Raw genomic sequence first — 25,275 nt, 5'->3', positions numbered from 1 at the left:
GGACGGCGAGAGGCTGGTCGAAGCGAGCGTCCGACGCTCGCTGGACGTCCTCGCGGGTCGCGGCATCGATCTCGTCACGTTCGACGGACACGTCACCGACCCGCACTTCCTCCCCGTGTGGGCCCGGCTCGCTCCGGCCGGACGATGGTTCCGGTTGGTGGAGATTCCTCCCGCCGGCGGTGGTGGCTGACTCGGCTCGCCTGCTGTTGTCCCTCAGCGACAACGAAACCGCGCCTCTTCCATCGATGTCGGCCAGGTGCCGGTGATGGTGACGCCCTAGGCTGAGCCGTGACCCGTCCGCCTCTCGAAGGAGACCGCATGTCCCTCGCCGCCGCCGGCCGCCGCCCCGTCCTCGCCGACCTCATCGCACGCCCGACCGATCGCGCGCGCGTCGTCGCCCTCGACGCCGCCCTCGTGCTCGCCGGCGCGGCCTTCGTCGCGATCCTGGCGCAGGTCGAGGTTCCGCTCTGGCCCGTGCCGATCACCGGTCAGACCCTCGCCGTGGTCGTCGTCGGCGCCGCACTGGGCGCACGCCGCGGCGCCGCCGCCCTCGCGACCTACCTGGTGGCGGGACTGGCCGGCCTCCCCGTCTTCGCCGGCTTCACGGGGACGATCGCCGCCGTCGCCAAGCCGAGCTTCGGCTTCATCATCGGCTTCGTGTTCGCCGCCTACGTCGCGGGCTGGTTCGCCGAGCGCGCGTGGGACCGCAAGCCCGTGCTCGCTTTCGTCGGCTTCGTCGCCGCCAGCATCGTCCCCTTCCTGTTCGGCGTGCCGTACATGGCGTTCATCCTGAACACGGTGCTCGGGATGGACCTCGGCGTGCAGGAGATCCTTGCGGCCGGCGTCACGCCGTTCATCGTCGGCGGCATCGTCAAAGCCGCGCTCGCCGCCCTCCTGATCCCCGCCGCCTGGGCCGGCGTGCGAGCGATCGAGCGCAACGCGCGACGCTGACACCCGCGCGAACGAGGAAGGCCCCGACCATGCTGGTCGGGGCCTTCCTCTCTTTCAGGCGACGAGCTCAGCCCTTGGCCGTGGCGACGGCCGCGGCGAGCTTCTCGGTCAGCGTCGGCAGCGCCCAGGGCAGGGTCAGCGCGGTCGGCGACACAGCTGCGACGTTCTCCGCGCCCACCATCGCCGCGACGGCGCCCTTCTGCACCGCCGGAATGAGCGACGCCCGCGACGAGCCGAGGAACTCGTCGAGAGTGGCCTGGTCCTCGGCCTGGGTGAACAGCACCTGGGAGTCGATCTTGTCGAGGTTCTCCTGGCTCACGGTCGTGTAGAACGTGCCCTCGCCCGTGTCGAGAGCCGACACGTTGGGCGGCGAGACGAAGCCGAGGTCCTCGAGGATCTCCACTCGCGGGTCGGAGGGCAGATAGAGGTAGAACGTGTCGACGTCGTCGTCCACGTAGGCGATGGTCGTGCCCGCGAACTCGGGGTGGGCCGCCGCGGCATCCGCGACCTGGGCATCGAGGCTCGCCAGCAGCGCGCTCGCCTCGGTGCTCATCCCGAGGGCCTTGCCCGTGATCGTGACGACATCGCGCCAGGGGGTGGTCCACGGCGCGTCCGGATAGGCGACGACGGGGATGCCGGCGGCCGTCACGGCGTCGTACTCCTTCTGCGTGAGCCCGGAGTACGGGGCGAGCAGGACGTCGGGGTTCGTCTTCAGGAGCGCCTCGACCGGGATCTCGTTCGCGCTCGCGTCGAGGATCTCGGGCTTGGTGCCGCCGAGCTTGTCGACGGCCTCGGCGATCCACGGCGGCATCTTGTCGTCGCCGCCGGAGTAGGTGTCCGCCGGGATCGCGACCGGCTGGATGCCGAGGGCGAGCACCGCGTCGGTGGCACCCCATCCCCACGTCGCGATGCGTTCCGGCTTCTTCTCGATCGTCGTGGATCCCAGCGCGGAGTCGATGGTGACGGGGAATCCGTCGGTCGCGGCGGCGGAGTCTGTCGGAGCGCTCGCCGTTCCGGCGGCGCAGCCCGACAGCAGGAGCGCTGTCGCGGTGACGATCGTGGCAAGGCCGAGGGCCGTGCGCAGTCTTATCATGGGGGTTCCTCTCTCAGGGACGTTCTGACGGTGCGGCATCCGCGGCGACGGGTGCGCCGGAGGCCGCGGGGACGGGGATGATGAGCGGGGTGGCGGTGAGCGGGTCGGGCATCACGAGCGCGCGCAGGCCGAAGGCGGTCTGCACGACCTCCGCGGTCAGCACGTCCGCGGGGGTGCCGTGCGCGACCACCGCGCCGTCGTGCATCACGACGAGCTCGTCGGCGTAGCGTGCGGCGAGGTTGAGATCGTGCAGGACGGCCAGGACGGTCGTGCCGCGGCTGCGGTTGAGCTCGCGCAGCAGGTCGAGCACGTCGAGCTGGTGGCTGAGGTCGAGGAACGTGGTCGGCTCGTCCAGGAGGAGGATGCGGGGGTCCTGCGCGAGCGCCATCGCGATCCACACACGCTGGCGCTGACCGCCGGAGAGGTCTCCGACGGGTCGCGCCGCGAGGTCGGTCACCCCCGTCCACGCCATCGCCTCGTCGACGCGGGCGGAGTCCTCGGCGCTCCACCGCGCGAGCAGTCCGCGATGCGGGTGGCGTCCGCGACCGACGAGCTCCGACACCGTCACACCGTCCGGAGCGGTCGGATGCTGCGGAAGGAGTCCGACCGTCTGCGCGAACCGGCGACGAGGCACGGAGCGCACGTCGACGTCGTCCACCTCGACCCGACCGGCGAGCGGCGTGTGGAGACGGGCCAGGGTTCCCAGGAGGGTCGACTTGCCCGACGCGTTCGCCCCGATGATCATCGTGATCCGACCGGGAGCGATCTCGAGGTCGAGGCCGTCGATCACGCGCCGACCGGGGTATCCGGCGGCGAGGCCGCGAGCGGCGAGGCGGGGAGAGGCGGATGCCGGGATCACAGCTGCCGTCCTTTCGAGGTGGCGAGGAGCCAGAGGAGGAAGAGGGCGCCGACCGCACCGGTCACGATGCCGACGGGGAGCGACATGCCGGGGATCGCGAACTGCGCGACGAGGTCCGCCGCCAGCAGCAGCACGGCGCCGACCACACCGCTGGTGACCAAGCCGACCGCGCCGTGACGCAACAGGGCGCGCGCGATCGCCGGGGCGCACAGCGCGATGAACGAGATCGGACCGACGAAGGCGGAGGTCGCGGCCGTCAGCAGCACCGCTGCAGCCACCACGACGATGCGGACGGCCCCGCTGGGGACGCCGAGGCCGTTCGCGGTCTCGTGTCCGAGCTGCGTGATCGGAAGCCACCGGCCCGCGACCACGAGCGCGGGGACGAGCAGGATCAGGATGGCGCCCACCGTCGCCACCTGCCACCAGGGCGTGGAGGCCAGGGTGCCGGTCAGCCACAGCAGGGCGAGCCGCGCCTCCTCGACCTTCGCGCGCACCATCATCAGGTTGATGAGGGCGGCCGAGAGGAACGAGATGCCGATACCGGCCAGGATCAGGCGGAATCCTCCGTCGCGGAGGGTGCGTCCCGCGACGAGGAGGAGCGCGGCGACCGCGATCCCGCCCGCGAACGCGAACGCGACCAGCACGGGACCGGTGGTGCCGAAGACGAGGATCGCGGTGACCGCGGCCACGCCGCTGCCGCCGGAGATGCCGAGCAGGTCAGGGCTGGCGAGCGGATTGCCGAGGTAGGTCTGCAGGAGGGCCCCCGCGACCCCGAGCGCCGCGCCGGCGACGACCGCCATGGCGGCGCGCGGCGCGCGCACCTGGAACACGACGTACTGCTCGATGCGCGTTCCGGAGCCGGTCAGCGTCTGCCACAGCCGGTCGGGGGCCAGCGGGTAGTCGCCCACCGACAGGGCGACGGCGATGACGACGACCGCGACGAGCGCGAGGACACCGACGACCCGCATCCGCCGTCGGGCGACGGTGCGGCGCACGGCGAGCGACGCGCTCACAGGGCGCTCCGGCGGGGCTGGAGGACGAGTGCGATGAGCAGCGGAGCGCCGATGACGGCCACCACGATGCCGGCTTGCACCTCGCCCGGCAGCGCGACGACGCGTCCGACGATGTCGGCCAGGAGCAGGATGGCCGCGCCGTACGGGATCGCGAGGGCGAGCAGGCGGCCGTAGCTGCCGCCGACGAGCGGGCGCAGCGCATGCGGGACGAGCAGCCCGAGGAACACGATCGGACCGGCGATGGCGGTCGCTCCCCCGCACAGCAGCACGGTCGCCAGGATGCCGAGGGCACGGCTGCGGGTGACGTCGTGTCCGAGGCCCGCCGCCGCTTCCGGGCCGAGAGCGATGAGGTCGAGGCCGCGCGCCGCAGCGAGGGCGAGGACGGCCCCGACCAGGATCGCCGGGAGGACCAGGAGCACGGCGTCGAGCCCGCGGGCGGTCAGACCACCCACCGACCAGTAGCGGTAGACGTCGAGCGCGTAGACGTTCGTGTTGAGGATGAGGAAGGTCACGGCGGTGAGTCCGGCCGTGACGGCGGCGCCGGTCAGCGCGAGCCTCGCCGGACTCGACGCATCCGGCCCGCGGCCGCCGATCGCGGTGACCACCAGGGCGGCCAGAGCGGCCCCGACGAACGCGAACCAGACGAACCCGTCCGGACGCGACAGCCCGAACAGCGTGATCGCACCGAGGACCGCGACCGAGGCCCCGGCGTTGATGCCGAGCAGACCGGGGTCGGCGAAGGGGTTGCGGGTGAGCCCCTGCATCACGGTGCCCGCGAGCGCCAGCGCGGCGCCGGCGCAGACGCCGATGATCGTGCGCGGGACCCGCTGCGTGAGGACCACGACCTGATCGGCGTCGGCGGTGCCTCCCCCGACGAGGGCCTGCCACACCGCGGCAGGCGCGATCGGACGGGCGCCCACCGTCAATGAGAGGATCACGAGCACGGCCAGCAGGGCGGCACCGATCACCGCGACGACGAGGGTGCGTCGCGGTCGTCGCGGCGCGGTCATTCGACGCGCTCGGCCTGGCCGAGGCGCCAGTAGCCCATGAAGGCGACCCGCTTGCGGTCGACGCCGCAGCCGGAGACGAGCAGCCGGCGCAGCGTCTTGACCGTGCCCGCCTCGCCCGCGATCCAGGAGTAGAACTCGCCGTCGCCGTCTTCCGGGCTGTCCCAGAGCAGATCGCGATCCACATCGATGTCGTCGAGCACCTGCGGCCGCGGCGAGGCGGCGCGCGCCAGCACGTCGCCGTGCGCGGCGGTCCAGGTCATGATCGCATCGATGAGCGCGAGACCGTGGGCGCGATCGCCGCGGGCGATCCAGCTCAGCCGCGTCGCGGAGGTCGCGGGCAGCGCGGGGCGCAGGGCGTCCTCCGCCGTGGGCACCTCGATGAACGCGTCGACCTCGCAGCGCGGGTCGAGCGACTCCAGGATGCCGCAGATGGCCGGCGCCGCGGTCTCGTCGCCGGCGAGAAGGAGCCGGCGCGCCGATCCGGGGTGCCAGTCGATGCCGACCCGTGACTGGGGACTGCGCTCGTCCGGACCGACGATGATCAGCTCGTCGCCGATGCGAGCGCCGTCCGCCCAGGCCCCGGCCGGGCCGGCATCGTGGTGGATGACGAAGTCGACGTCCAGCTCCCGCGCCGCGGCATCCACCCGGCGCACGGTGTAGGTACGGAACGGATTGCGCTGATCGGCGGGCAGCGCGCGCCACCGGTCGTACCAGTCCCCCGCCTCCTCGTCCTGGCCCAGGTCGGCGAAACCACCCGGGATGCCGGGGAGCGGCAGCACGATCTTGATGCGCTGGTCGAGTCCGGCGGTGCCGAACCATTCCAGCTGCGGACTCGTGAACGTCACGCGCACGTAGTGCGGGGCGAGTCTGCGGACGGCCTGCACGCGGACGGAATACGGGCGGTACGCAGGGCGGACGGCGGTCGGGGCGGCAGACACCCTCTAAGGGTAGCCTTACCTTCCGGCGTTGTCACACCGGCCCGGGTCAGCGCGTCGTCAGGGCACCGATCCGCTCGACGGCGGCGGTGAGCACCTCGGGCGCGCAGCCGAAGTTGATGCGCACCCACCCGTCCCCCTGGCGCCCGAACTGCGGGCCGTGATGGAGCGCGACTCGCGCCTCCGCCAAGATGCGCGCCGCGGGATCCTCGCCCCACCCGTAGGCGCCGAGATCGACCCACGCGAGGTATCCCGCCTCCGGCACCCGGTAGCGCGCGGCCGGCAGCTGCTGGGCCAGCAGGTCGGCGAGAAGGCGGCGGTTGAGGTCCAGCCGCGTGCGCAGGCCGTCCAGCCAGCCGTCGGATGCCGCGTCGAACGCGGCGATGCTCGCGATCGCGCCGAACAGGCCCGTGCGCCACTCGACCTCGGCGGGCAGGCCGGCGACCACGGCCGCGGTCCGCGCGTCCGCCGTGATCATCAGTGCGCACTTGAGGCCGGCGAGGTTGAACGCCTTGGACGAGCTCGTGACCGTGTAGCCGACCGCCGCCGCCGTCTCCGACGCGGCGAGGAACGGCGTGTAGGGCACCTCGTCGTAGGTCAGCGGCGCGTGGATCTCGTCGCTGATCACCACGGCGTCGTGACGGGCGACGACCTCCGCGAGCGCCGCGAGGTCGGCGGCGCGGTGAACGGTCCCCGTCGGATTGTGCGGGTTGCACAGCAGCACGGCGCGGGCACCGGCGGCGAGGGCCGCCTCGATCCCGTCGAGGTCGAGCTCCCACCCGGCCCCCGTGTCGGTCAGCGGCACCGCCTCGACGCGGCATCCGGCCTCTTCGACGCACATCGCGAACGGCGGGTAGACCGGCGGCGTGATCACCACCGCATCGTCCGGAGACGTGACGGCGCGGATGATCTCGACCACGCCCATCATGACGTCGCCGGTGGAGCGCACGCGGGCGGGGTCCACGTCCCAGCCGAACCGCCGCCGCGCGAACGCCGCGAACGCGTCGCGCAGACCGAGGTCGGGCGGCGTGTACCCGGTGTCGCCGAGTTCCACGGCCGTCGCCAGGGCCCGCGTGATCGGGGCGGCGAGCGGGAAGTCCGTCTCCGCGACGAAGAGCGGCAGCACATCGGCGCCGAAGGTGCGCCATTTCGTGCTGGACCGGCGTCGCAACGTCTCCAACGGCAGGGCCTCGAGGGGAAGGGTGCTCACCCGTCGAGCCTATCGAGGCGCGGCGCCGCGGCCGGTGCCCGACGTCACGACATGACGCTCAGATCGCGAAGCCGAGGGCCCGCATCATGTCGCGGCCGTCGTCCGTGATCCGCTCGGGGCCCCACGGCGGCATCCACACCCAGTTGATGCGGAACCGTTCGACGACCTCGTCCAGGGCCTGCGCGGTCTGCTCCTCGAGCACGTCGGTGAGCGGGCAGCCGGCCGAGGTCAGCGTCATGTGGATGACGAGCGCGTCGTTCTCCTCGTCCCAGCTGAGGTCGTAGATGAGTCCGAGGTCGACGACGTTGATCCCGAGCTCGGGATCCATCACGTCCTTGAGGGCCTCGGTGACCTCGTCGTACTTCTCGGGGTTGAGCGTCGCGGTCATGCCTTCGATCCTAGGCCTCGACGACGTCGGAGGGCTCGAGGTAGCGGTCGTAGCCCTCCTCCTCGAGACGCTCGGCGAGCTCGGGGCCGCCCTCCTCCGCGACGCGGCCCTTGACGAGCACGTGCACGTAGTCCGGCGTGATGTAGCGGAGGATGCGGGTGTAGTGCGTGATCAGCAGAACGCCCAGGTCGGTCGCCTCCTTGGCGCGGTTCACGCCCTCCGAGACGATCTTGAGCGCGTCGACGTCGAGGCCCGAGTCGGTCTCGTCGAGCACCGCGATGGCGGGCTTGAGCAGCTCGAGCTGGAGGATCTCGTGACGCTTCTTCTCGCCGCCCGAGAAGCCCTCGTTGACGTTGCGCGCCGCGAACTTCGGGTCCATGCGGAGGTTCTTCATGGCCGCCTTGACGTCCTTGGTCCACGTGCGGATCGCCGGGGCCTCGCCGTCGATCGCGGTCTTGGCGGTGCGCAGGAAGTTCGTGACGGTGACGCCCGGGATCTCGACCGGGTACTGCATCGCCAGGAAGAGGCCGGCACGCGCGCGCTCGTCGACCGACATCGCGAGGACGTCTTCGCCGTCGAGGGTGATCGTGCCCTGCGTGACGGTGTACTTCGGGTGCCCGGCGATCGTGTACGCCAGCGTCGACTTGCCCGAGCCGTTGGGGCCCATGATCGCGTGGGTCTCGCCGGTGCGGACGGTGAGGTCGACGCCGTTGAGGATCGGGGTCTGGCCCGCGTCGGTCTCGACCGTCACGTGGAGGTCGCGGATCTCGAGAACAGCCATGTCAATTACCTTCTTCAGTTCACTTCTTTGAGGACGGTGGGATCGATGAGGACGTCGTCCCCGTCGATCGTGACCGCATAGACGGGCACCGGCTCGTAGGCCGGGAGGTTCAGGGGCCGGCCGGTGCGCAGCGAGAACGCCGAGCCGTGGGCCCAGCACTCGAGCGTGTCGCCCTCGACGAAGCCGTCCGACAGCGAGATGTCGCCGTGCGTGCAGGTGTCGCCGATGGCGTGCACCTCGCCGTTGGAGTCGAGGACGACCGCCATCGGCACACCGTCGATCTCGACGCGCACGGCCGTGTCCTGCTCGAGGTCGCTCAGGTTCAGCACTTTCTGCGCGGTCACTCGGCCGCTCCCTCGGCGTCCGACGCGAGGGCGAGCTCGTCCTCGATGGCGGCGATCAGCTCGTCCTGCAGGTCGGCGACGTCGATCTTCTGGACGATCTCGGCGAGGAAGCCGAGCACGACCAGACGCCGCGCCTCCTCCTCGGCGATGCCGCGGGCCTGCAGGTAGAACAGCTGCTCGTCGTCGAACCGCCCGGTGGCGCTCGCGTGACCGGCGCCGCGGATGTCGCCCGTCTCGATCTCGAGGTTCGGGATCGAGTCGGCGCGCGCCCCGTCGGTGAGCACGAGGTTGCGGTTCGCCTCGTAGGAGTCGGTGCCCACGGCATCCGGCCCGATGAGCACGTCGCCGATCCAGACGCTGCGCGCGGACTCGCCCTGCAGTGCACCCTTGTACAGCACGTCGCCCACGGTCTGCGCGCCCTTGTGGTGCAGGTAGACCTGGCTCTCGAGGTGCTGGCCCGCGTCGGAGAACGCGAGGCCGTACAGCTTGCCCTCGGCGCCCGCACCCGCGAGCTCGACCGAGGGGTTCACGCGGACCACGCGTCCGCCGAGGCTCACCACGACGTGCGTGAGCGTGGCGTCGCGGTCGACGCGCGCCTGGTGCGACGCGAGATGGATCGCATCGTCGTCCCAGCGCTGCACGGACACGACGGTCAGCGCGGCGCCGTCGCGGACGATGATCTCGACGTTCTGGGCCTGCTGGGCGCTGCCCTCGTGACGCAGCACGACGGTGGCGCGCGACTGGGCCTGCGCTTCGATGACGACGTGCGCGTGGGCGACGCCGCCGCGGCCGGTGAGTCGCACGAGCACCGGCTCGTCGAGCTCGACGCCCGCGGGGATGCGGATGAGAGGCGCGTCGGCCTCCTGCGTCCAGGCGATCGCGCTCACGCGATCCTCGGGACGGAACACCTCGCCGCGCGGAGCCTCACCGATCGCGAGACGCGACTGGTGGACGGCGTCGGGCGCGCTCACCTCGACGCCGATGACGTCGTGCGGGGCGGGCTCGTCGCGCAGCAGGTCGCCGAGGAGGGCCACCGGCGTGTGCTTCCAGTTCACCTCGCGTCCCGTCGGCATGCCGAAGTCGGCGGGGTCGAACGAGGTCGGCCGCTCCGACCGGGTCTGCACCGGCACCACCTTGGAGACCAGCGAGGCCGCAGGGTCGATGTGACCCTCCGCCCGGGTGCTCGCATCGGCGGGGGTCTGCGTCACTGTCGTCATCAGCCGACGGATCCTTCCATGCCCATCTCGATGAGCTTGTTCAGCTCGAGGGCGTACTCCATGGGCAGCTCACGCGCGATCGGCTCGATGAACCCGCGCACGATCATCGCCATCGCCTCGTCCTCGGGCATGCCGCGGCTCATCAGGTAGAACAGCTGCTCCTCGCTCACCTTCGACACGGTCGCCTCGTGACCGAGCTGGACGTCGTCCACGCGGATGTCGATGGCGGGGTACGTGTCGGAGCGGGAGATCGTGTCGACCAGGAGCGCGTCGCAGCGCACGGTGTTGGCGGAGTGGTGTGCCTCCGGCGACACCCGCACCTCGCCGCGGTAGCCGGCGCGGCCGCCGCCGCGCGCGATCGACTTCGACACGATCGAGGACTGCGTGTACGGCGCCATGTGGATCATCTTGGCGCCGGCGTCCTGGTGCTGACCGGGGCCCGCGAAGGCGACCGACAGGGTCTCGCCCTTGGCGTGCTCGCCCATGAGGTAGATCGACGGATACTTCATCGTCACCTTGGAGCCGATGTTGCCGTCGATCCACTCCATCGTCGCGCCCTCGTGGGCGATGGCCCGCTTGGTGACGAGGTTGTAGACGTTGTTCGACCAGTTCTGGATCGTGGTGTAGCGAACGCGCGCATTCTTCTTCACGATGATCTCGACGACCGCCGAGTGCAGCGAGTCGCTCTTGTAGATCGGCGCGGTGCAGCCTTCGATGTAGTGGACGTAGCTGTCCTCGTCGGCGATGATGAGCGTCCGCTCGAACTGGCCCATGTTCTCGGTGTTGATGCGGAAGTACGCCTGCAGCGGGATCTCCACGTGCACGCCCTTCGGCACGTACACGAACGATCCCCCCGACCAGACGGCCGTGTTGAGGGCGGCGAACTTGTTGTCGCCGGCGGGGATCACGGTGCCGAAGTACTCCTGGAAGAACTCCGGGTGCTCGCGCAGGGCCGTGTCGGTGTCCATGAAGATGACGCCCTGGGCCTCGAGGTCCTCACGGATCTGGTGGTACACGACCTCGGACTCGTACTGCGCGGCGACGCCGGCGACCAGTCGCTGGCGCTCCGCCTCGGGGATGCCGAGCTTCTCGTACGTCTCACGGATCTCCGCGGGGAGGTCTTCCCAGGACTGCGCCTGCTTCTCGGTGGAGCGCACGAAGTACTTGATGTTGTCGAAGTCGATGTCCGACAGGTCGGCGCCCCAGGTGGGCATCGGTTTGCGGCCGAAGAGCTGATACCCCTTCAGACGGGTCTTCAGCATCCACTCCGGCTCGTCCTTGAGGGCCGAGATCCCCCGGACCACGTCCTCGTTGATGCCGCGCTGCGCGACGGCGCCCGCGGCGTCGGTGTCGTGCCAGCCGAACTCGTAGACGCCGAGCCCCTCGAGTTCGGGGCGGTCGATGAGCACATCCGACATGGGTTTGCCTCCTTCGTGCCCGGCGGTGTCATCCGCTCCGGCATTCCTGCGCCTGCGCCTGTCTCACGATCGGAGTGTCGTGGGCGAAGGTCGGATGCCGCTTTCAGGGCCGTTTTCGTGTCGTTTTCTCCGACGTGGTCTGCGTCGGGGCCCGCACCTCGCGCGCCTAGACTGTAGGGGGCGTGACGCGCTTCGCGCGCCGCTGTTCCCACCCCTTCAGTCTACAGGCAACACCCCGACACGGGCGTGGCCGGCGCCCGTTCGGGCACGCATCCGGGAGGCGACCCCACCATGTCCGCACCGCAGACCTCCGCTCCTGACGCCCCGACGACCGCGAGCGGTTCGGGCTCCGGCCGCTCGCTGGCCTCGCGCCTTCCCGCGCGTGTCGGACGCAGCACCCGTGTCCTGGCCTGGCTCGTCCTCGTCAGCAACGTCGTCATCGTCGGCACCGGTGGCCTCGTGCGGCTCACCGGCTCGGGGATGGGATGCGAGACGTGGCCGTACTGCACCCCCGAGTCGCTGGTGCCGACCCAGGAGCTCGGCATCCACGGCCTCATCGAGTTCGGCAACCGCACCCTCACCGGCGTGCTGGTGATCGTGGCCCTCCTCGCCTTCCTCTCCGTCGTGCGCCTGTGGCGCACCCGTCCCGAGCTGCCCCGCCTCACGCTCGCCATCGGCATCGGCATCATCCTGCAGGCCGTCATCGGCGGCATCACCGTGTGGCTGCACCTGCACCCGAGCATCGTGGGCCTGCACTACCTGCTGTCGGCGGCCCTGGTGGCGATCGCGGCCGCGTACGTGGTCCGCGTGTACGCGACACCCGGGCCGCGGGAGCGCGCAGTCGCCCGGGGCTACGCGATCCTCACCCACGTCACCAGCGCGGTCGTGCTGATCACGGTCGTGATCGGCATCCTCTTGACCGGCTCGGGACCGCACGCGGGCGACGACGCGGCCGCCCGCAACGGTCTGGACCCGATCTTCTGGCAGCACGTGCACAGCTGGCCCGCCTACACCCTGTTCGCCCTGACGATCGTGCTCTTCGCCTGGTCCTTCCGGATGCCGGGCGCCCTGCGCCTGCCGCTGTGGACGGGGCTGCTGCTGGGCGTGGAGCTCGTGCAGATCGCGATCGGGCTCTGGCAGGCCCGCACGGGTCTGCCGATCGTGCTGGTCAACATCCACATGGTGCTCGCCGTCTGCCTCGTGGCGGCGATGACGGCCGTGGTGCTGCACCTGAAGGCTCCCCGTGCCATGCTGGCTGACGGCGTGCGGTCCACAGCGACCTCATAGCCCGCGCATCACTCCTCCCCTGGTGGTTCGCAGATAGTCGATCTGTCGCCGCGCGTGCGGTGACGTGACAGAAGGAGCTTTCCCATGCCCAACACCGCCCGTGTGAACCGCAGCATCCCGTTCTGGGTGCTCGTGGGCGGTTCGGTCGTCGCCATCGGCGGCGGCGTGTACCTGCTCGTCGACAAGCTCACGATCATGGCGAACACCCTCACCGACGGCACCGCGACCGGCGTCGAGGTCTACGCCGGTCAGATCTGGGCCGTGCTCGGCGCGATCCTCATCGGTGCCGGACTCATCGGACTCGCGCTGGCCCTCACGCTCGGCACGCTGGGCGCTCTCGTGCGTCGCACCGAGATCGAGCCCGTCGTCGCCGCCGAGGAGATCGAGGTCGTCGAGGTCGTCGAGTCCGTCCCCGCGACGGAGACGGTCGCGTCCGCGCCCGTCGAGACCGTCGACGCCGGTACCGACCGCCCCGCGGTCTGATCCGCCCGCACCGCGTCATCGAGAAGGCGCCGGTACCCCACGGGGGCCGGCGCCTTCTCGCGTGTGCACGCACACGTGCCGGCGCCGCCCGCGCCCTCGGGGATCAGAACGGCAGCAGCGGATCGATCGCGATCGCTACGAACAGCAGCGTGAGATACGTGATCGACGCGTGGAAGACGCGCATCGGACGGATCTGCTCGCCCCGGACGGCACGGTTGTACAGCACGTGGGACTCGACGATGAACCAGCCGCCGAACACGAGCGCGGACGCCGTGTAGACGAGTCCCATCCCCGCGACGGGGATGAGCAGCAGCGAGGAGGCCACCGTCGCCCAGGCATAGAGAATGACCTGCAGGCCCACCTGGAGGCCGTCGCGGGTCGCGCCCAGCATCGGCACGTCCGCCTCCTGGTAGTCGCCCTTGTACTTCATCGAGAGCGGCCAGTAGTGCGGAGGCGTCCACAGGAACACCAGCAGGAAGAGGATGAAGGGCGTCCAGGTCAGCGAGCCCGTGACGGCCGACCATCCGATGAGCACCGGGAAGCAGCCCGCGATCCCGCCCCAGACGATGTTCTGCTCGGTGCGCCGCTTGAGCAGGATCGTGTAGATCACCACGTAGAAGAAGATGGCGACGGCGCTGAGCGCGGCCGCGAGCGCGTTCGTCGTGACCAGCAGCCACACCGTGGAGGCGACGGCCAGCGTCCAGGCGAAGATCAGCGCTCCGCGCGGAGACACCTCACCGGTGACGAGCGGTCGGTTCTCGGTGCGTCGCATGTGGGCGTCGATGTCGCGATCCAGGTACATGTTGAAGGTCGCCGCCGACCCCGCGCTCATCGCGCCGCCGACGACGGTGGCGAGGACGAGCCAGAGGTCCGGCATCCCGCCCTGGGCGAGGATCATGACCGGCACGGTCGTCACGAGCAGCAGCTCGAGCACGCGAGGCTTCGTGAGCGTGACGTAGGCGCGGATCTTCCGACCGACGGCCTGCCGCGCGATGGGGTCGCTCACGGCGGACACGCTCGACTGCACCATGCCCCGGATCCCCTTTCTCGGCAGAACCCAGTCTAGGTCACGCTCTCCCCACCCTTGCATCCACTCCACTGGACATGATTCACTATGTTGAACAAGGAGGTCAGGTCGGGATTGTCACGGATGACATACGGGGCTTCGGGCCCATGCCTCTTCGCTAAGCTGAAATCACAGGCGTCGCCGAGCGCCGGCAGGGTGCGACCGACGTCGCCGAGGCCGGTTCGAGTGTCGGACGCACTCCCCCTCTTTTCGAAAGGGCACCACGTGTCGGAACTGGCTTGGGATGAGATCGATCGGCGCGCGGTGGACACCGCTCGCGTGCTGGCCGCGGATGCGGTCGAGAAGGTGGGCAACGGCCACCCCGGCACGGCGATGAGCCTTGCGCCGGCCGCGTACCTGCTCTATCAGCGCGTCCTGCGCCACGATCCCTCCGACACCCACTGGCTGGGCAGGGACCGCTTCATCCTCTCCGCCGGTCACTCCTCGCTCACGCAGTACGTGCAGCTCTACCTCGGCGGCTTCGGCCTCGAGCTCTCCGACCTCGAGGCGCTGCGCACGTGGGGATCGCTGACCCCGGGCCACCCCGAGTACGGACACACGAAGGGCGTGGAGATCACGACCGGCCCGCTCGGGCAAGGCCTGTCCTCCGCCGTCGGCTTCGCCTACGCGGCCCGCTACGAGCGCGGCCTGTTCGACCCCGAGGCCGCAGCGGGCACGAGCCCCTTCGACCACTTCGTGTACGTGATCGCCGGCGACGGCGACCTGCAGGAGGGCGTGACCAGCGAGGCCTCGAGCCTCGCCGGCCACCAGAACCTCGGCAACCTGATCGCGATCTACGACTCCAACCAGATCTCGATCGAGGACGACACCAACGTCGCCTTCACCGAGGACGTCGCGGCGCGCTACGAGGCCTACGGCTGGCACGTGCAGACCGTCGACTGGAAGAAGACCGGAGAGTACGTCGAGGACGTCGCCGAGCTGTACGCCGCCATCGAGGCGGCCAAGGGCGAGACCGACAAGCCGTCGCTCGTCATCCTGAAGACCATCATCGGCTGGCCGTCGCCCGGCAAGCAGAACACGGGCAAGATCCACGGCTCCGCCCTCGGCGCCGACGAGCTCGCCGCGACGAAGAAGGTGCTGGGCTTCGACCCCGAGAAGTCCTTCGTCGTCGCCGACGACGTCATCGCGCACACCCGCGCCCTGCGCGACCGCGCCGCCGAGGCGCGCGCCGCCTGGCAGGCCGACTTCGACGCCTGGGCCGCCGCCAACCCCGAGCGCAAGGCGCTGCTGGACCGCCTCGAGGCGGGCGAGCTGCCCGCCGACCTCTCGGTGCCGAGCTTCGAGTCGGGCAAGGAGGTGTCCACCCGCGCGGCGTCGGGTCAGGTCATCAACGCCCTCGCGGCGCAGCTGCCCGAGCTGTGGGGCGGTTCCGCCGACCTCGCGGAGTCGAACCTCACGACCATCAAGGACGCGAAGTCGTTCATCCCCGCCGAGTGGTCCACGCACGAGTGGTCGGGCGACCCCTACGGCCGCGTGCTGCACTTCGGCATCCGCGAGCACGCGATGGGCGCGATCGTCAACGGCATCAAGCTGCACGGACCCACGCGTCCCTTCGGCGGCACGTTCCTGATCTTCAGCGACTACATGCGCCCCCCGGTGCGCCTGGCCGCGCTGATGGACATCCCGTCGATCTTCGTCTGGACCCACGACTCCGTCGCCCTCGGCGAGGACGGCCCGACGCACCAGCCGATCGAGCAGCTGTCGACGCTGCGCCTCATCCCGAACTTCACGGTGGTGCGCCCCGCTGACGCCAATGAGACGTCCGCGGCCTGGCACGAGATCGTGCGCCGCACCAGCGGCGGTCCGGTGGGCATCGCCCTGACGCGACAGAACATCCCGGTGTTCCCGCGCGGCGAGGCGGGCTTCGCCACGACCGACGGCGTCGCCAAGGGCGCCTACGTGCTGATCGACGCCGAGGGCGGCGAGCCCGACGTGATCCTCATCGCGACCGGTTCCGAGGTGCAGCTGGCCGTCGCGGCGCGCGAGACGCTCGCCGCCGACGGCATCCGCGCCCGCGTCGTCTCGGCTCCGTCGCTGGAGTGGTTCGCCGAGCAGGATGCCGCCTACCGCGAGTCCGTGCTGCCGAGCGCCGTGAAGGCGCGCGTGTCCGTCGAGGCCGGATCCACGCCGCTGTGGCGCAGCATCGTCGGCGACACCGGCCGCACGGTCGGCATCGACCACTTCGGCGCCTCCGCCGACTACAAGACCCTGTTCGAGAAGTTCGGCATCACCGCCGACGCGGTCGTGGAAGCGGCCCGCGCAACCGTCAAGGAGAACGCATGAGCACCCCGACCCCGACCCAGCAGCTCGTCGACGCCGGCGTCAGCATCTGGCTCGACGACCTCTCCCGCACGCGCATCGACTCGGGCAACCTCGCCCAGCTGATCGACACGCGCAACGTCTCCGGCGTGACGACGAACCCCTCGATCTTCCAGGCGGCCATCGGCAACCAGGACGACGACTCGTACGACGCCCCGCTGGCCGCGCTCGCCTCCTCGGGAGCCGACGTGGACACCGCGATCTTCGAGCTGACCACGACCGACGTCCGCGACGCGGCCGACATCTTCCGCGGTGTCTACGACGCCACGGGCGGCGTCGACGGGCGCGTGTCGATCGAGGTCTCCCCCGATCTCGCCCACGACACCGACGGCACGATCGCGGAGGCCAAGAAGCTCTGGGCCAAGGTCGATCGACCCAACGCGCTCATCAAGATCCCCGCGACGAAGGCGGGCCTGCCCGCCATCACCGCGGTGATCGCCGAGGGCATCTCCGTCAACGTGACGCTGATCTTCTCGCTCGAGCGGTACGAAGAGGTCATCGATGCCTACCTGGCCGGCCTGGAGCAGGCCGCGGCGAACGGTCACGACCTGTCCGGCATCCACTCGGTCGCCTCCTTCTTCGTGTCCCGCGTGGACACCGAGGTCGACAAGCGCCTGTCTGCGTTCGAGAGCGAAGACGCCGAGGCGCTCAAGAGCCGCGCCGGCCTGGCCAACGCCCGCCTCGCCTACGAGCTGTTCGAGAAGAAGTTCTCCGCGCCGCGCGCGCAGGAGCTGGTCTCCGCCGGCGCCACCGTCCAGCGCCCGCTGTGGGCCTCGACGGGCGTCAAGGACCCGGCGCTGCCCGACACGCTCTACGTCACGGAGCTCGTGGCCCCGGGCACCGTCAACACGATGCCGGAGAAGACCCTCGAGGCGACCTTCGACCACGGCGTCGTCACGGGCGACACCGTCACGGGCGCCTACGAGGACGCGCATCTCGTCTTCGCGCAGCTGGCCGACCTCGGCGTCGACATCACCGATGTCACCCAGACGCTCGAGGACGAGGGCGTCGCCAAGTTCATCGCCTCGTGGCAGGACCTGAAGAAGACGGTCGCCGAGGCGCTGGCCGAGGCCCCGGAGACCAGCCGGTGAGTTTCGAGATCCACGTCTCGGGACACGTCAAGGACGTCGTCGCGCAGACGCTGCCGGGTCTGGTCGACAGCCTGGTCGCGAGCGGGATCACCGCGGGGGACCCCGATCTCTGGGGTCCGGATGCCGCAGCCGAAGCCGCCGTGCGTCTCGGCTGGGTCGAGGCCGTGAGCGTCTCGCGGCCGCTGCTGCCCGAGATCGCCGCCCTGCGGGAGGACTTCGTCGCCCGCGGGCTCACGCGCATCGTCCTCGCCGGGATGGGCGGATCCTCGCTGGCCCCCGAGGTCATCACGCGGACGGCCGGTGTGCCCCTCGTGATCCTCGATTCGACCGATCCCGCCCAGGTGCTCGCCGCGATCGACGGCGATGCCGAGAGCGGCGGCCTGGAGCGGACCGTGCTGGTCGTGGCCTCCAAGTCGGGTTCCACGATCGAGACCGACTCGGCGCGACGCGCGTTCGAGGCCGCCTGGTCCGATCTCGGGATCGACCCCGCCGCGCGGATCGTCGTCGTCACGGACCCGGGTTCCCCGCTCGAGCAGTCCGCGCGCACATCGGGCTACCGCGTGTTCACGGCCGACCCGAACGTGGGCGGGCGGTACTCCGCCCTCACCGCGTTCGGCCTCGTGCCGTCGGGACTGGCCGGCGCCGACATCGCCGAACTGCTCGACGAGGCCGAGGCCACCCTGCTCGAGGTCGCCATCGACGACCCGCGCAACCCGGCGCTCACCCTCGCCGCGGCGATCGCCGGCGGCGATCCGCGCCGCGACAAGATGGGGCTCGTCAGCGACGGCACGCACATCGTGGGTCTGCCCGACTGGATCGAGCAGCTCGTCGCCGAGTCCACCGGCAAGAACGGAACCGGCATCCTGCCGGTCGTCCTGCTGCCGGTGTCGCCCGAGGTCGACCGCACGCCCGCCGATCTGCAGATCGTGCGCCTCGTCGACGACGCGGTGCACTTCCGCCTCATCGAGCAGCACCCCGACGAGGTGCTCGTCAGCGGTTCGCTCGGCGCGCAGTTCGTCGTCTGGGAGTACGCGACCGCGATCGCGGGCCGCATGCTGGGCATCGATCCGTTCGATCAGCCCGATGTCGAGTCGGCGAAGGCGGCCGCGCGCGGTCTGCTCGAGACGCGGCCCGACATCGGCGCACCCGCGTTCACCGTCGACGGCGTCGAGGTGCGCGTGTCCGACCCCGCCCTCGCCGCCTCCGGCACGCTCGCCGGCGTCCTCGACGCGCTGTGGGCGCGGCTCGGCGCCGACGGCTATGTCGCGATCCAGGCGTACGCGGACCGCACCGCGGTTCCGCAGCTCGCCGGCATCCGCGAGCTCATCGCCGCCGACAGCGGGCGTCCGACGACCTTCGGCTGGGGTCCCCGGTTCCTGCACTCCACGGGTCAGTATCACAAGGGCGGGCCGGCGAACGGCGTGTTCCTGCAGATCATCGGCGCCGGAGAGGTGGATCTGGAAATACCGGGCCGCCCCTTCACGTTCGGTCAGTTGATCGCCGCTCAGGCGGCCGGCGACGCCGACGTGCTCGTCGCGCACGGACGACCGGTGGTCACCCTCACCCTGACCGACCCGCAGGTCGAGGTGCTTTCGCTGTTCGAGGCCGCGCAGTAGCCGCGGCCCAGGAGGAGTCTTTTCCCGATGACTGCCGAGATCTCGCGCGAGCACAACCCGCTCCGCGACCCCGATGACCGACGCCTGAATCGCATCGCCGGACCGAGCGCGCTCGTGATCTTCGGCGTGACGGGCGACCTGTCGCGCAAGAAGCTCATGCCCGCCGTCTACGACCTCGCCAATCGCGGGCTCCTGCCGCCGGGGTTCGCCCTCGTCGGCTTCGCGCGCCGCGACTGGGAGGACCAGGACTTCGCGAACGTCGTCCACGACGCCGTCCGCCAGCACGCGCGCACGCCGTTCCGTGAGGAGACGTGGAAGCAGCTGCTGCAGGGCATCCGCTTCGTCTCCGGCGAGTTCGGCGACGACGACGCGTTCCGCCGGCTGCGCGAGACGGTCGAGAAGCTCGACGTCGAACGCGGCACCATGGGCAACCACGCGTTCTACCTCTCGATCCCGCCGCGCGACTTCCCCATCGTCGCGAAGCAGCTGAAGGACTCCGGACTGGTCGACGACCGGTCCAACAACCCCGACGCGTGGCGTCGCGTCGTCATCGAGAAGCCGTTCGGCAGTGACCTGCAGACGGCGCGTGAGCTGAACGCCGCGCTCGAGGTCGCCTTCCCGGCCGACTCGATCTTCCGCATCGACCACTACCTCGGCAAGGAGACGGTGCAGAACATCCTCGCGCTGCGCTTCGCCAACGAGCTGTACGAGCCGATCTGGAACGCCAACTACGTCGACCACGTGCAGATCACGATGGCCGAGGACATCGGCGTGGGCGGCCGTGCGGGCTACTACGACGGCATCGGCGCGGCACGCGACGTCATCCAGAACCACCTCCTGCAGCTGCTGGCGCTGACCGCCATGGAGGAGCCGATCTCCATGGACGCGAAGGACCTGCGCGCCGAGAAGGAGAAGGTGCTGGCCGCCGTCCGGCTGCCGGAGGACCTGTCGACCGCCACCGCCCGCGGGCAGTACGGCGGCGGCTGGCAGGGCGGCGAGAAGGTCACCGCCTTCCTCGAGGAGGACGGCATGAACCCCGCCTCGACCACCGAGACGTACGCCGCCATCAAGCTCGAGATCGGCACGCGCCGCTGGGCGGGAGTGCCGTTCTACCTGCGCACGGGCAAGCGCCTCGGGCGCCGCGTCACGGAGATCGCCGTCGTCTTCAAGCGCGCTCCGCAGCTGCTCTTCCAGCGCAACCAGACGCTCGAGCTCGGCCAGAACGCGCTCGTCATCCGGGTGCAGCCCGACGAGGGCGTGACGATCCGGTTCGGATCGAAGGTGCCGGGCGCGGGCAACGAGGTGCGCGACGTCACGATGGACTTCGGCTACGGCCACGCGTTCACCGAGTCGAGCCCGGAGGCGTACGAGCGCCTCATCCTCGACGTCCTGCTCGGCGACCCGCCGCTGTTCCCGCGCCACGAGGAGGTCGAGCTCTCCTGGAAGATCCTCGACCCGGTCGAGGAGTACTGGACCCAGCAGGGCGGACCTCTCGAGCAGTACTCCCCCGGTTCGTGGGGGCCCCCGTCCGCCGATGAACTCCTGGCCCGTGATGGCCGCGTCTGGAGGCGCCCGTGATCGTCGACCTGCCCGACACCACCGTGTCGAAGATCGCCCGCTCGCTCGTGAGCGTGCGGGAGGAGGGTGGCGCGGTCGCGCTCGGCCGCGTGCTGACGCTCGTGATCGTGACGACCCACGGCCTGCACGAGGAGGCCATCGAGGCCGCGAACGACGCCTCCCGTGAGCACCCGATGCGCGTCATCGTGCTCATCGCCGACCCCGAAGGCGATGCCAAGCTCGACGCGCAGATCCGCGTCGGCGGGGATGCCGGGGCCAGCGAGGTGGTCGTGCTGCGCGCCCGCGGCGACGTCGCGACCAACCAGGAGGGACTCGTCACGGGTCTGCTGCTGCCCGACGCCCCGGTCGTCGCCTGGTGGCCCGACTTCCCGCCCGCCGAGCCTGCGGCGTCCGACATCGGCCGGATGGCGCAGCGGCGCATCACGGATGCGTCGACCAAGCCCTACGCGAAGGATCGTCTCTCGCGTCTCGGGCCCTCGTACGCGCCCGGAGACACGGACCTCGCCTGGACCCGGCTCACGCACTGGCGCGAGCAGCTCGCCGCCGTGCTCGATCAGCCGCCCTACGAGCCGGTGACGGCCGTGGAGGTCGTCGGCGCCGGCAGCTCGCCCTCGACGGGGCTGCTCGCCGCGTGGCTGCGGCTGAAGCTCGACGTCCCCGTGCAGTGGCGTTATTCGGCCCCCGAGGAGTGGGAGCACGGCATCCAGAAGGTGCGTCTCGTGCGCGCGACGGGAGACATCGTCCTCGAGCGGACGAACGACATCGACGCGACGCTGACGCAACCCGGACAGCCCTCGCACGACATCGTCCTGCCGCGCCGCACGCTCCGCGAATGCCTCGCCGAGGAGCTGCGTCGGCTCGATCCCGACCTCCTGTATGGTCGAGTGATCACGGAGGGCTGGGAGCTGCTGGGGCCCCCGACCACGACCGAGTCCTAGGAGTTCCGATGGCGCAGATGTGGACCGAGAAACGGGTCGTGATCAGTCCGGACGCTCCGACGCTCGCCGCCGCCGTCGCCGACCGCCTGCTGGCGCGCCTGGCGCGCCGCTCGGCGGCCGGCAAGACCACCCACATCGCCCTCGCCGGCGGTCAGATCGGCACGGCCGTGCTGCGCGCGGCCGGCGCGAGCCCCCGACGGGCGGACGTGGACTGGTCGCACGTGCACGTCTGGTGGGGCGATGAGGTCTTCGCGGCGGCCGACGATCCCGAGCGCCACGAGCGCGCGGCGCGGGAGGCGCTCCTCGCGCGCATCGACGTCCCCGCGGCGAACGTCCACGCGATCGCGGCGAGCGGCGACGCTCCCGACGCGGATGCCGCGGCATCCGCGTACGCCGACGAGCTCGCGCGCTTCGGCACCGACGAGCACGCGTGGCCCGAGTTCTATGTGTGCTTCCTCGGGGTCGGCTCCGACGGTCACATCGCCTCGCTGTTCCCCGACCGCGGCGAGATCCAGGTGACCGACCGCACCGCGGTCGCCGTACGCGACGCGCCGAAGCCGCCGGCGGTGCGTGTCACGATGACGCGACCGGTGATCAACTCGGCACGCTGCGTGTGGCTGGTCGTCTCGGGCACCGACAAGGCGGCGGCCCTGGGCCTCGCCCTCGCCGGCGCCAGCTACGAGACGGTGCCCGCCGCCGGGGCGAAGGGGCGCAAGAAGACGGTGTTCTTCGTCGACGACGCCGCCGCTGCGAACGTGCCCGCCGAACTGATCGACCAGGACTTCTGAGCGGACGCCGTCCTCGCGGACGCGTCGGCGGCGGCAGCCGCCGCGATCAGGCCTGGCCGCGGCGCTCGCGCAGCTGCTGGAGGGCGTCGTCGAGGAGGGCGTCGGCCTCTTCCTCGGTGCGACGCTCCTTCACGTACGCGAGATGCGTCTTGTAGGGCTCGGTCTTCGCGAGCGCCGGAGGATTCTCCTTGTCGCGGCCCGCGGGAAGCCCGGAGTGCGGGGAGTCGATGACCTCGGGGATCTCCTCCTCGGCGATGCCCGCGGCGAAATAGCGCACGGTCTCGTTGCCGAGCGCGTCCCAATACGACACGGCGATACGGTCGGCGTGGTGACCGTGGTCCTGCTCACCCATCGGACCGGCACCCACACGAGTGCCGCGAATAGCGTTTCCGCCCGTTGCCATCAGAGCCCCTGGAACTTGGTGATGAGTCCGAGCGCGACGATCGCGACGAACCAGACGAGTGCGAGCACGACCGTGAAGCGGTTCAGGTTGCGCTCAGCGAGACCGGACGACCCGAGAGCAGAGCTCATGCCGCCGCCGAACATGTCCGACAGACCGCCGCCGCGCCCCTTGTGCAGCAGGATCAGGAGGGTCAGCAGGAGGCTGGTGATGCCCAGCAGCACCTGCAGCACGAACTCGAGGATGTCCACAGTCGATGAAGCCTTTCGCGGCGCCCGCGTCGTCGGGCGCACAAGGGTCGAGTATACCTGCGTTTCGGCTCGCGCCTGCGGTGCTCGCTCAACGACCGGAGCCTCTCCCCCGGTCGTTGAGCGAGCGAAGCGAGTCGAAACGCAGAGCGCAGCGAGTCGAAACGCAGAGCGAAGCGAGTCGAAACGCAGAGCGAAGCGCGTCGGACGGCGTCAGACGCCGACGTGCTTCTGGTAGCGGATGATGGCCGCGAACTCGTCCGCGACGAGGCTCGCACCACCCACCAGCGCGCCGTCGACGTCCGGCTCGCGCATGAAGCTGGCGATGTTGCCCGACTTCACCGACCCGCCGTACAGCACGCGGGTGCGAGCGGCGGCATCCGCGCCGAGCACCTCGGCGAGCACGCCGCGCAGCGCGACGCACACCTCCTGAGCCTGCTCGGGAGACGCCACCTGTCCGGTGCCGATGGCCCACACGGGCTCGTACGCCACGACGATGTCGGCATCGGCCGGCACGCCTTCCAGCGCGGCCCGCAGCTGAGCGACGGACACGGCCGTCGGCCCCGACTCCTCGCGCTGCTCGAGCGTCTCGCCCACGCAGATGACGGGGACCAGACCGTGCTTGAGCGCAGCCTGCACCTTGGCGGCGACGATGGCGTCGCTCTCGTGGTGGTACTCGCGACGCTCGGAGTGCCCGATGATGACGTAGCGGCAGGCCAGCTTGCTCAGGAACGCGCCGGACACCTCTCCGGTGTAGGCGCCGGAGTCGTGCGTCGACAGGTCCTGCGCGCCGAGCGCGAAGGGGATCTTGTCGGCGTCCAGCAGCGTCTGCACGGTGCGGATGTCGGTGAAGGGCGGGAAGACCGCGACCTCCACCGAGCCGTCCTCGTGCCCGGCGTCCTTCAACGTCCAGTGCAGCTTCTGCACGAACGCGACCGCCTGCAGGTGGTCGAGGTTCATCTTCCAGTTGCCGGCGATGAGCGGTGTGCGCGCCATCAGCTCTCCCATCCGAGGATCTCCAGCCCGGGGAGCTTCTTGCCCTCCAGGAACTCCAGGCTCGCGCCGCCGCCGGTCGAGATGTGACCGAACTGGTCGTCCGCGAAACCGAGCTGACGCACGGCCGCGGCCGAGTCGCCACCGCCGACGACGGACAGGCCGTCGACCTCGGTGAGCGCCTGGGCGACCGTCTTGGTACCGGCAGCGAACGCCGGCATCTCGAACACGCCCATTGGGCCGTTCCAGAACACGGTCTTCGCGCTGCGGATCGCGTCGGCGAAGATCTCCGCCGTGCGCGGACCGATGTCCAGGCCCATGCCGTCGGCGCCGAAGGGGGTGTCCTCCAGCGCGTCGGCGGCAGCGACCACGTGGTCGGCGTCGGCCGCGAAGCCCGAGGCCATGACCGCGTCGACCGGGAGGATCAGCTCCACGCCGCGCGCGGCGGCATCCGCGATGTAGCCCTTCACGGTCTCGATCTGGTCGGTCTCGAGCAGGCTCTTGCCGACCTTGTGACCCTGGGCCGCGAGGAAGGTGAAGAGCATGCCGCCGCCGACGAGGATCTTGTCCGCGCGCGGGAGGAGGTGCGCGATGACACCCAGCTTGTCGCTCACCTTGGAGCCGCCGAGCACGACGGCGTAGGGACGCTCGGGGTTCTCGGTCAGGCGGTCGAGGACGTCGACCTCCTTCTCGATGAGGTACCCGGCCGCGGAGGGCAGCAGCTCGGCGAGGTCGTAGACCGACGCCTGCTTGCGGTGGACGACTCCGAAGCCGTCGGAGACGAGGGCGTCGCCCAGAGCGGCGAGCTCCTCCGCGAACGCACGACGCTCGGCGTCGTCCTTCGCCGTCTCCCCCGGGTTGAACCGCAGGTTCTCGATGACGGTGACATCGCCGTCCTCGAGGGCCGCGACGGCCTCCTGTGCGGAGGTGCCCACCGTGTCGCGCGCGAACACGACCGGCTTTCCGAGCAGCTCCGACAGGCGCTGGGCGACCGGCTCGAGGCTGTACTTGGCGTCGGGCGCGCCGTCGGGGCGTCCGAGGTGGGAGCACGCGATGACCCGCGCGCCCTGGTTGATGAGCTCGTTGAGGGTCGGAAGAGCCGCCCGGATACGGCCATCGTCCGTGATGACGCCGTCCTTCAGAGGGACGTTGAAGTCAACACGGACGATGACGCGCTTACCGGCCAGCGACCCGAGGGATGCAAGGGTGCGCAAAGCCATGGCGAAGC

General features: G+C 70.6%; 25 protein-coding genes. 9 read left to right on the top strand and 16 right to left on the bottom strand.

Annotated elements, in window-relative coordinates:
- The first annotated feature begins 318 nt into the window (after positions 1-318).
- Complete coding sequence (locus MHO01S_RS01080) at positions 319-951, top strand: biotin transporter BioY (protein ID WP_060958683.1); 633 nt, start codon at positions 319-321, stop codon at positions 949-951.
- A 67-nt stretch (positions 952-1,018) separates the two neighbouring features.
- On the opposite strand, the gene MHO01S_RS01075 is transcribed toward MHO01S_RS01080, so the two are convergent.
- The 11 genes from MHO01S_RS01075 to sufB are packed head-to-tail and all read right to left on the bottom strand — an operon-like array spanning position 1,019 to position 11,219.
- A complete protein-coding gene (locus tag MHO01S_RS01075) occupies positions 1,019-2,044 on the bottom strand; it encodes an ABC transporter substrate-binding protein (protein ID WP_060958684.1) in 1,026 nt (341 codons plus the stop codon).
- A gap of 13 nt (positions 2,045-2,057) precedes the next feature.
- Positions 2,058-2,903, bottom strand: a complete 846-nt coding sequence (locus MHO01S_RS01070; protein WP_060958685.1) for an ABC transporter ATP-binding protein — start codon at positions 2,901-2,903, stop codon at positions 2,058-2,060.
- Complete coding sequence (locus MHO01S_RS01065; RefSeq protein WP_061781722.1) at positions 2,900-3,916, bottom strand: FecCD family ABC transporter permease; 1,017 nt, start codon at positions 3,914-3,916, stop codon at positions 2,900-2,902. Before MHO01S_RS01065 ends, MHO01S_RS01070 begins: the two co-directional genes overlap by 4 nt.
- The gene (locus MHO01S_RS01060; RefSeq protein WP_060958687.1) at positions 3,913-4,926 is read right to left on the bottom strand and encodes a FecCD family ABC transporter permease; all 1,014 of its coding nucleotides are present in this window, start codon (positions 4,924-4,926) and stop codon (positions 3,913-3,915) included. Before MHO01S_RS01060 ends, MHO01S_RS01065 begins: the two co-directional genes overlap by 4 nt.
- Positions 4,923-5,864 (bottom strand): siderophore-interacting protein, encoded by a 942-nt coding sequence (locus MHO01S_RS01055; protein WP_060958688.1) that lies wholly within the window; start codon positions 5,862-5,864, stop codon positions 4,923-4,925. Before MHO01S_RS01055 ends, MHO01S_RS01060 begins: the two co-directional genes overlap by 4 nt.
- Before the next feature lie 46 nt (positions 5,865-5,910).
- Positions 5,911-7,071, bottom strand: coding sequence for a MalY/PatB family protein (locus MHO01S_RS01050; RefSeq protein WP_060958689.1), 1,161 nt, complete (start codon positions 7,069-7,071; stop codon positions 5,911-5,913).
- Positions 7,072-7,129: 58 nt separating this feature from the next.
- Positions 7,130-7,459 carry a metal-sulfur cluster assembly factor gene (locus tag MHO01S_RS01045; protein ID WP_060958690.1) on the bottom strand — a complete coding sequence of 110 codons (330 nt, stop codon included), beginning with the start codon at positions 7,457-7,459 and terminating at the stop codon, positions 7,130-7,132.
- A gap of 10 nt (positions 7,460-7,469) precedes the next feature.
- On the bottom strand, positions 7,470-8,240 hold the full coding sequence (sufC, locus tag MHO01S_RS01040; RefSeq protein WP_060958691.1) for a Fe-S cluster assembly ATPase SufC: 771 nt from the start codon (positions 8,238-8,240) through the stop codon (positions 7,470-7,472).
- Positions 8,241-8,254: 14 nt separating this feature from the next.
- A complete protein-coding gene (locus MHO01S_RS01035; RefSeq protein WP_060958692.1) occupies positions 8,255-8,584 on the bottom strand; it encodes a non-heme iron oxygenase ferredoxin subunit in 330 nt (109 codons plus the stop codon).
- Positions 8,581-9,801: a Fe-S cluster assembly protein SufD gene (sufD, locus tag MHO01S_RS01030; protein WP_060958693.1), complete on the bottom strand. Its 1,221-nt coding sequence runs from the start codon at positions 9,799-9,801 to the stop codon at positions 8,581-8,583. The genes MHO01S_RS01035 and sufD overlap by 4 nt, the downstream gene beginning before the upstream one ends.
- A complete protein-coding gene (gene sufB, locus MHO01S_RS01025) occupies positions 9,801-11,219 on the bottom strand; it encodes a Fe-S cluster assembly protein SufB (protein WP_060958694.1) in 1,419 nt (472 codons plus the stop codon). Before sufB ends, sufD begins: the two co-directional genes overlap by 1 nt.
- 291 nt (positions 11,220-11,510) lie before the next feature.
- Between sufB and MHO01S_RS01020 the strand changes: the two genes are divergently transcribed.
- Positions 11,511-12,506, top strand: coding sequence for a COX15/CtaA family protein (locus tag MHO01S_RS01020; protein WP_060958857.1), 996 nt, complete (start codon positions 11,511-11,513; stop codon positions 12,504-12,506).
- A gap of 84 nt (positions 12,507-12,590) precedes the next feature.
- Positions 12,591-12,989 carry a hypothetical protein gene (locus MHO01S_RS01015; protein ID WP_060958695.1) on the top strand — a complete coding sequence of 133 codons (399 nt, stop codon included), beginning with the start codon at positions 12,591-12,593 and terminating at the stop codon, positions 12,987-12,989.
- Positions 12,990-13,092: 103 nt separating this feature from the next.
- On the opposite strand, the gene MHO01S_RS01010 is transcribed toward MHO01S_RS01015, so the two are convergent.
- Positions 13,093-14,019, bottom strand: a complete 927-nt coding sequence (locus MHO01S_RS01010) for a heme o synthase (protein WP_060958696.1) — start codon at positions 14,017-14,019, stop codon at positions 13,093-13,095.
- A gap of 261 nt (positions 14,020-14,280) precedes the next feature.
- Between MHO01S_RS01010 and tkt the strand changes: the two genes are divergently transcribed.
- The 6 genes from tkt to pgl are packed head-to-tail and all read left to right on the top strand — an operon-like array spanning position 14,281 to position 22,406.
- Entirely contained in the window at positions 14,281-16,359 is a 2,079-nt protein-coding gene (tkt, locus tag MHO01S_RS01005) for a transketolase (RefSeq protein WP_061781721.1), read from the top strand.
- Positions 16,356-17,486 (top strand): transaldolase, encoded by a 1,131-nt coding sequence (gene tal / locus MHO01S_RS01000; RefSeq protein WP_060958698.1) that lies wholly within the window; start codon positions 16,356-16,358, stop codon positions 17,484-17,486. The genes tkt and tal overlap by 4 nt, the downstream gene beginning before the upstream one ends.
- A complete protein-coding gene (locus tag MHO01S_RS00995) occupies positions 17,483-19,102 on the top strand; it encodes a glucose-6-phosphate isomerase (RefSeq protein WP_061781720.1) in 1,620 nt (539 codons plus the stop codon). The genes tal and MHO01S_RS00995 overlap by 4 nt, the downstream gene beginning before the upstream one ends.
- A 27-nt stretch (positions 19,103-19,129) precedes the next feature.
- The gene (zwf, locus tag MHO01S_RS00990; protein WP_060958700.1) at positions 19,130-20,680 is read left to right on the top strand and encodes a glucose-6-phosphate dehydrogenase; all 1,551 of its coding nucleotides are present in this window, start codon (positions 19,130-19,132) and stop codon (positions 20,678-20,680) included.
- The gene (locus MHO01S_RS00985) at positions 20,677-21,618 is read left to right on the top strand and encodes a glucose-6-phosphate dehydrogenase assembly protein OpcA (protein WP_060958701.1); all 942 of its coding nucleotides are present in this window, start codon (positions 20,677-20,679) and stop codon (positions 21,616-21,618) included. Before zwf ends, MHO01S_RS00985 begins: the two co-directional genes overlap by 4 nt.
- An 8-nt stretch (positions 21,619-21,626) precedes the next feature.
- Positions 21,627-22,406: a 6-phosphogluconolactonase gene (pgl, locus tag MHO01S_RS00980; protein ID WP_060958702.1), complete on the top strand. Its 780-nt coding sequence runs from the start codon at positions 21,627-21,629 to the stop codon at positions 22,404-22,406.
- A gap of 46 nt (positions 22,407-22,452) precedes the next feature.
- Here pgl and MHO01S_RS00975 read toward each other — a convergent pair whose 3' ends face one another.
- The 4 genes from MHO01S_RS00975 to MHO01S_RS00960 all read right to left on the bottom strand — a co-directional run bounded on the left by MHO01S_RS00975 (position 22,453) and on the right by MHO01S_RS00960 (position 25,267).
- Positions 22,453-22,809 (bottom strand): RNA polymerase-binding protein RbpA, encoded by a 357-nt coding sequence (locus MHO01S_RS00975; protein ID WP_060958703.1) that lies wholly within the window; start codon positions 22,807-22,809, stop codon positions 22,453-22,455.
- Positions 22,809-23,057 (bottom strand): preprotein translocase subunit SecG, encoded by a 249-nt coding sequence (secG, locus tag MHO01S_RS00970; protein ID WP_060958704.1) that lies wholly within the window; start codon positions 23,055-23,057, stop codon positions 22,809-22,811. The genes MHO01S_RS00975 and secG overlap by 1 nt, the downstream gene beginning before the upstream one ends.
- Before the next feature lie 210 nt (positions 23,058-23,267).
- On the bottom strand, positions 23,268-24,050 hold the full coding sequence (tpiA, locus tag MHO01S_RS00965; protein WP_223848940.1) for a triose-phosphate isomerase: 783 nt from the start codon (positions 24,048-24,050) through the stop codon (positions 23,268-23,270).
- The gene (locus tag MHO01S_RS00960; protein WP_060958706.1) at positions 24,050-25,267 is read right to left on the bottom strand and encodes a phosphoglycerate kinase; all 1,218 of its coding nucleotides are present in this window, start codon (positions 25,265-25,267) and stop codon (positions 24,050-24,052) included. Before MHO01S_RS00960 ends, tpiA begins: the two co-directional genes overlap by 1 nt.
- Positions 25,268-25,275 lie beyond the last annotated feature (8 nt).

The organism is Microbacterium hominis NBRC 15708, from assembly GCF_001592125.1.
GTDB classification, from domain to species: Bacteria; Actinomycetota; Actinomycetes; order Actinomycetales; family Microbacteriaceae; genus Microbacterium; species Microbacterium hominis.
The sequence above is the reverse complement of the archived record's forward strand: the minus strand, read 5'-3'. Positions and strand labels throughout refer to the sequence as shown.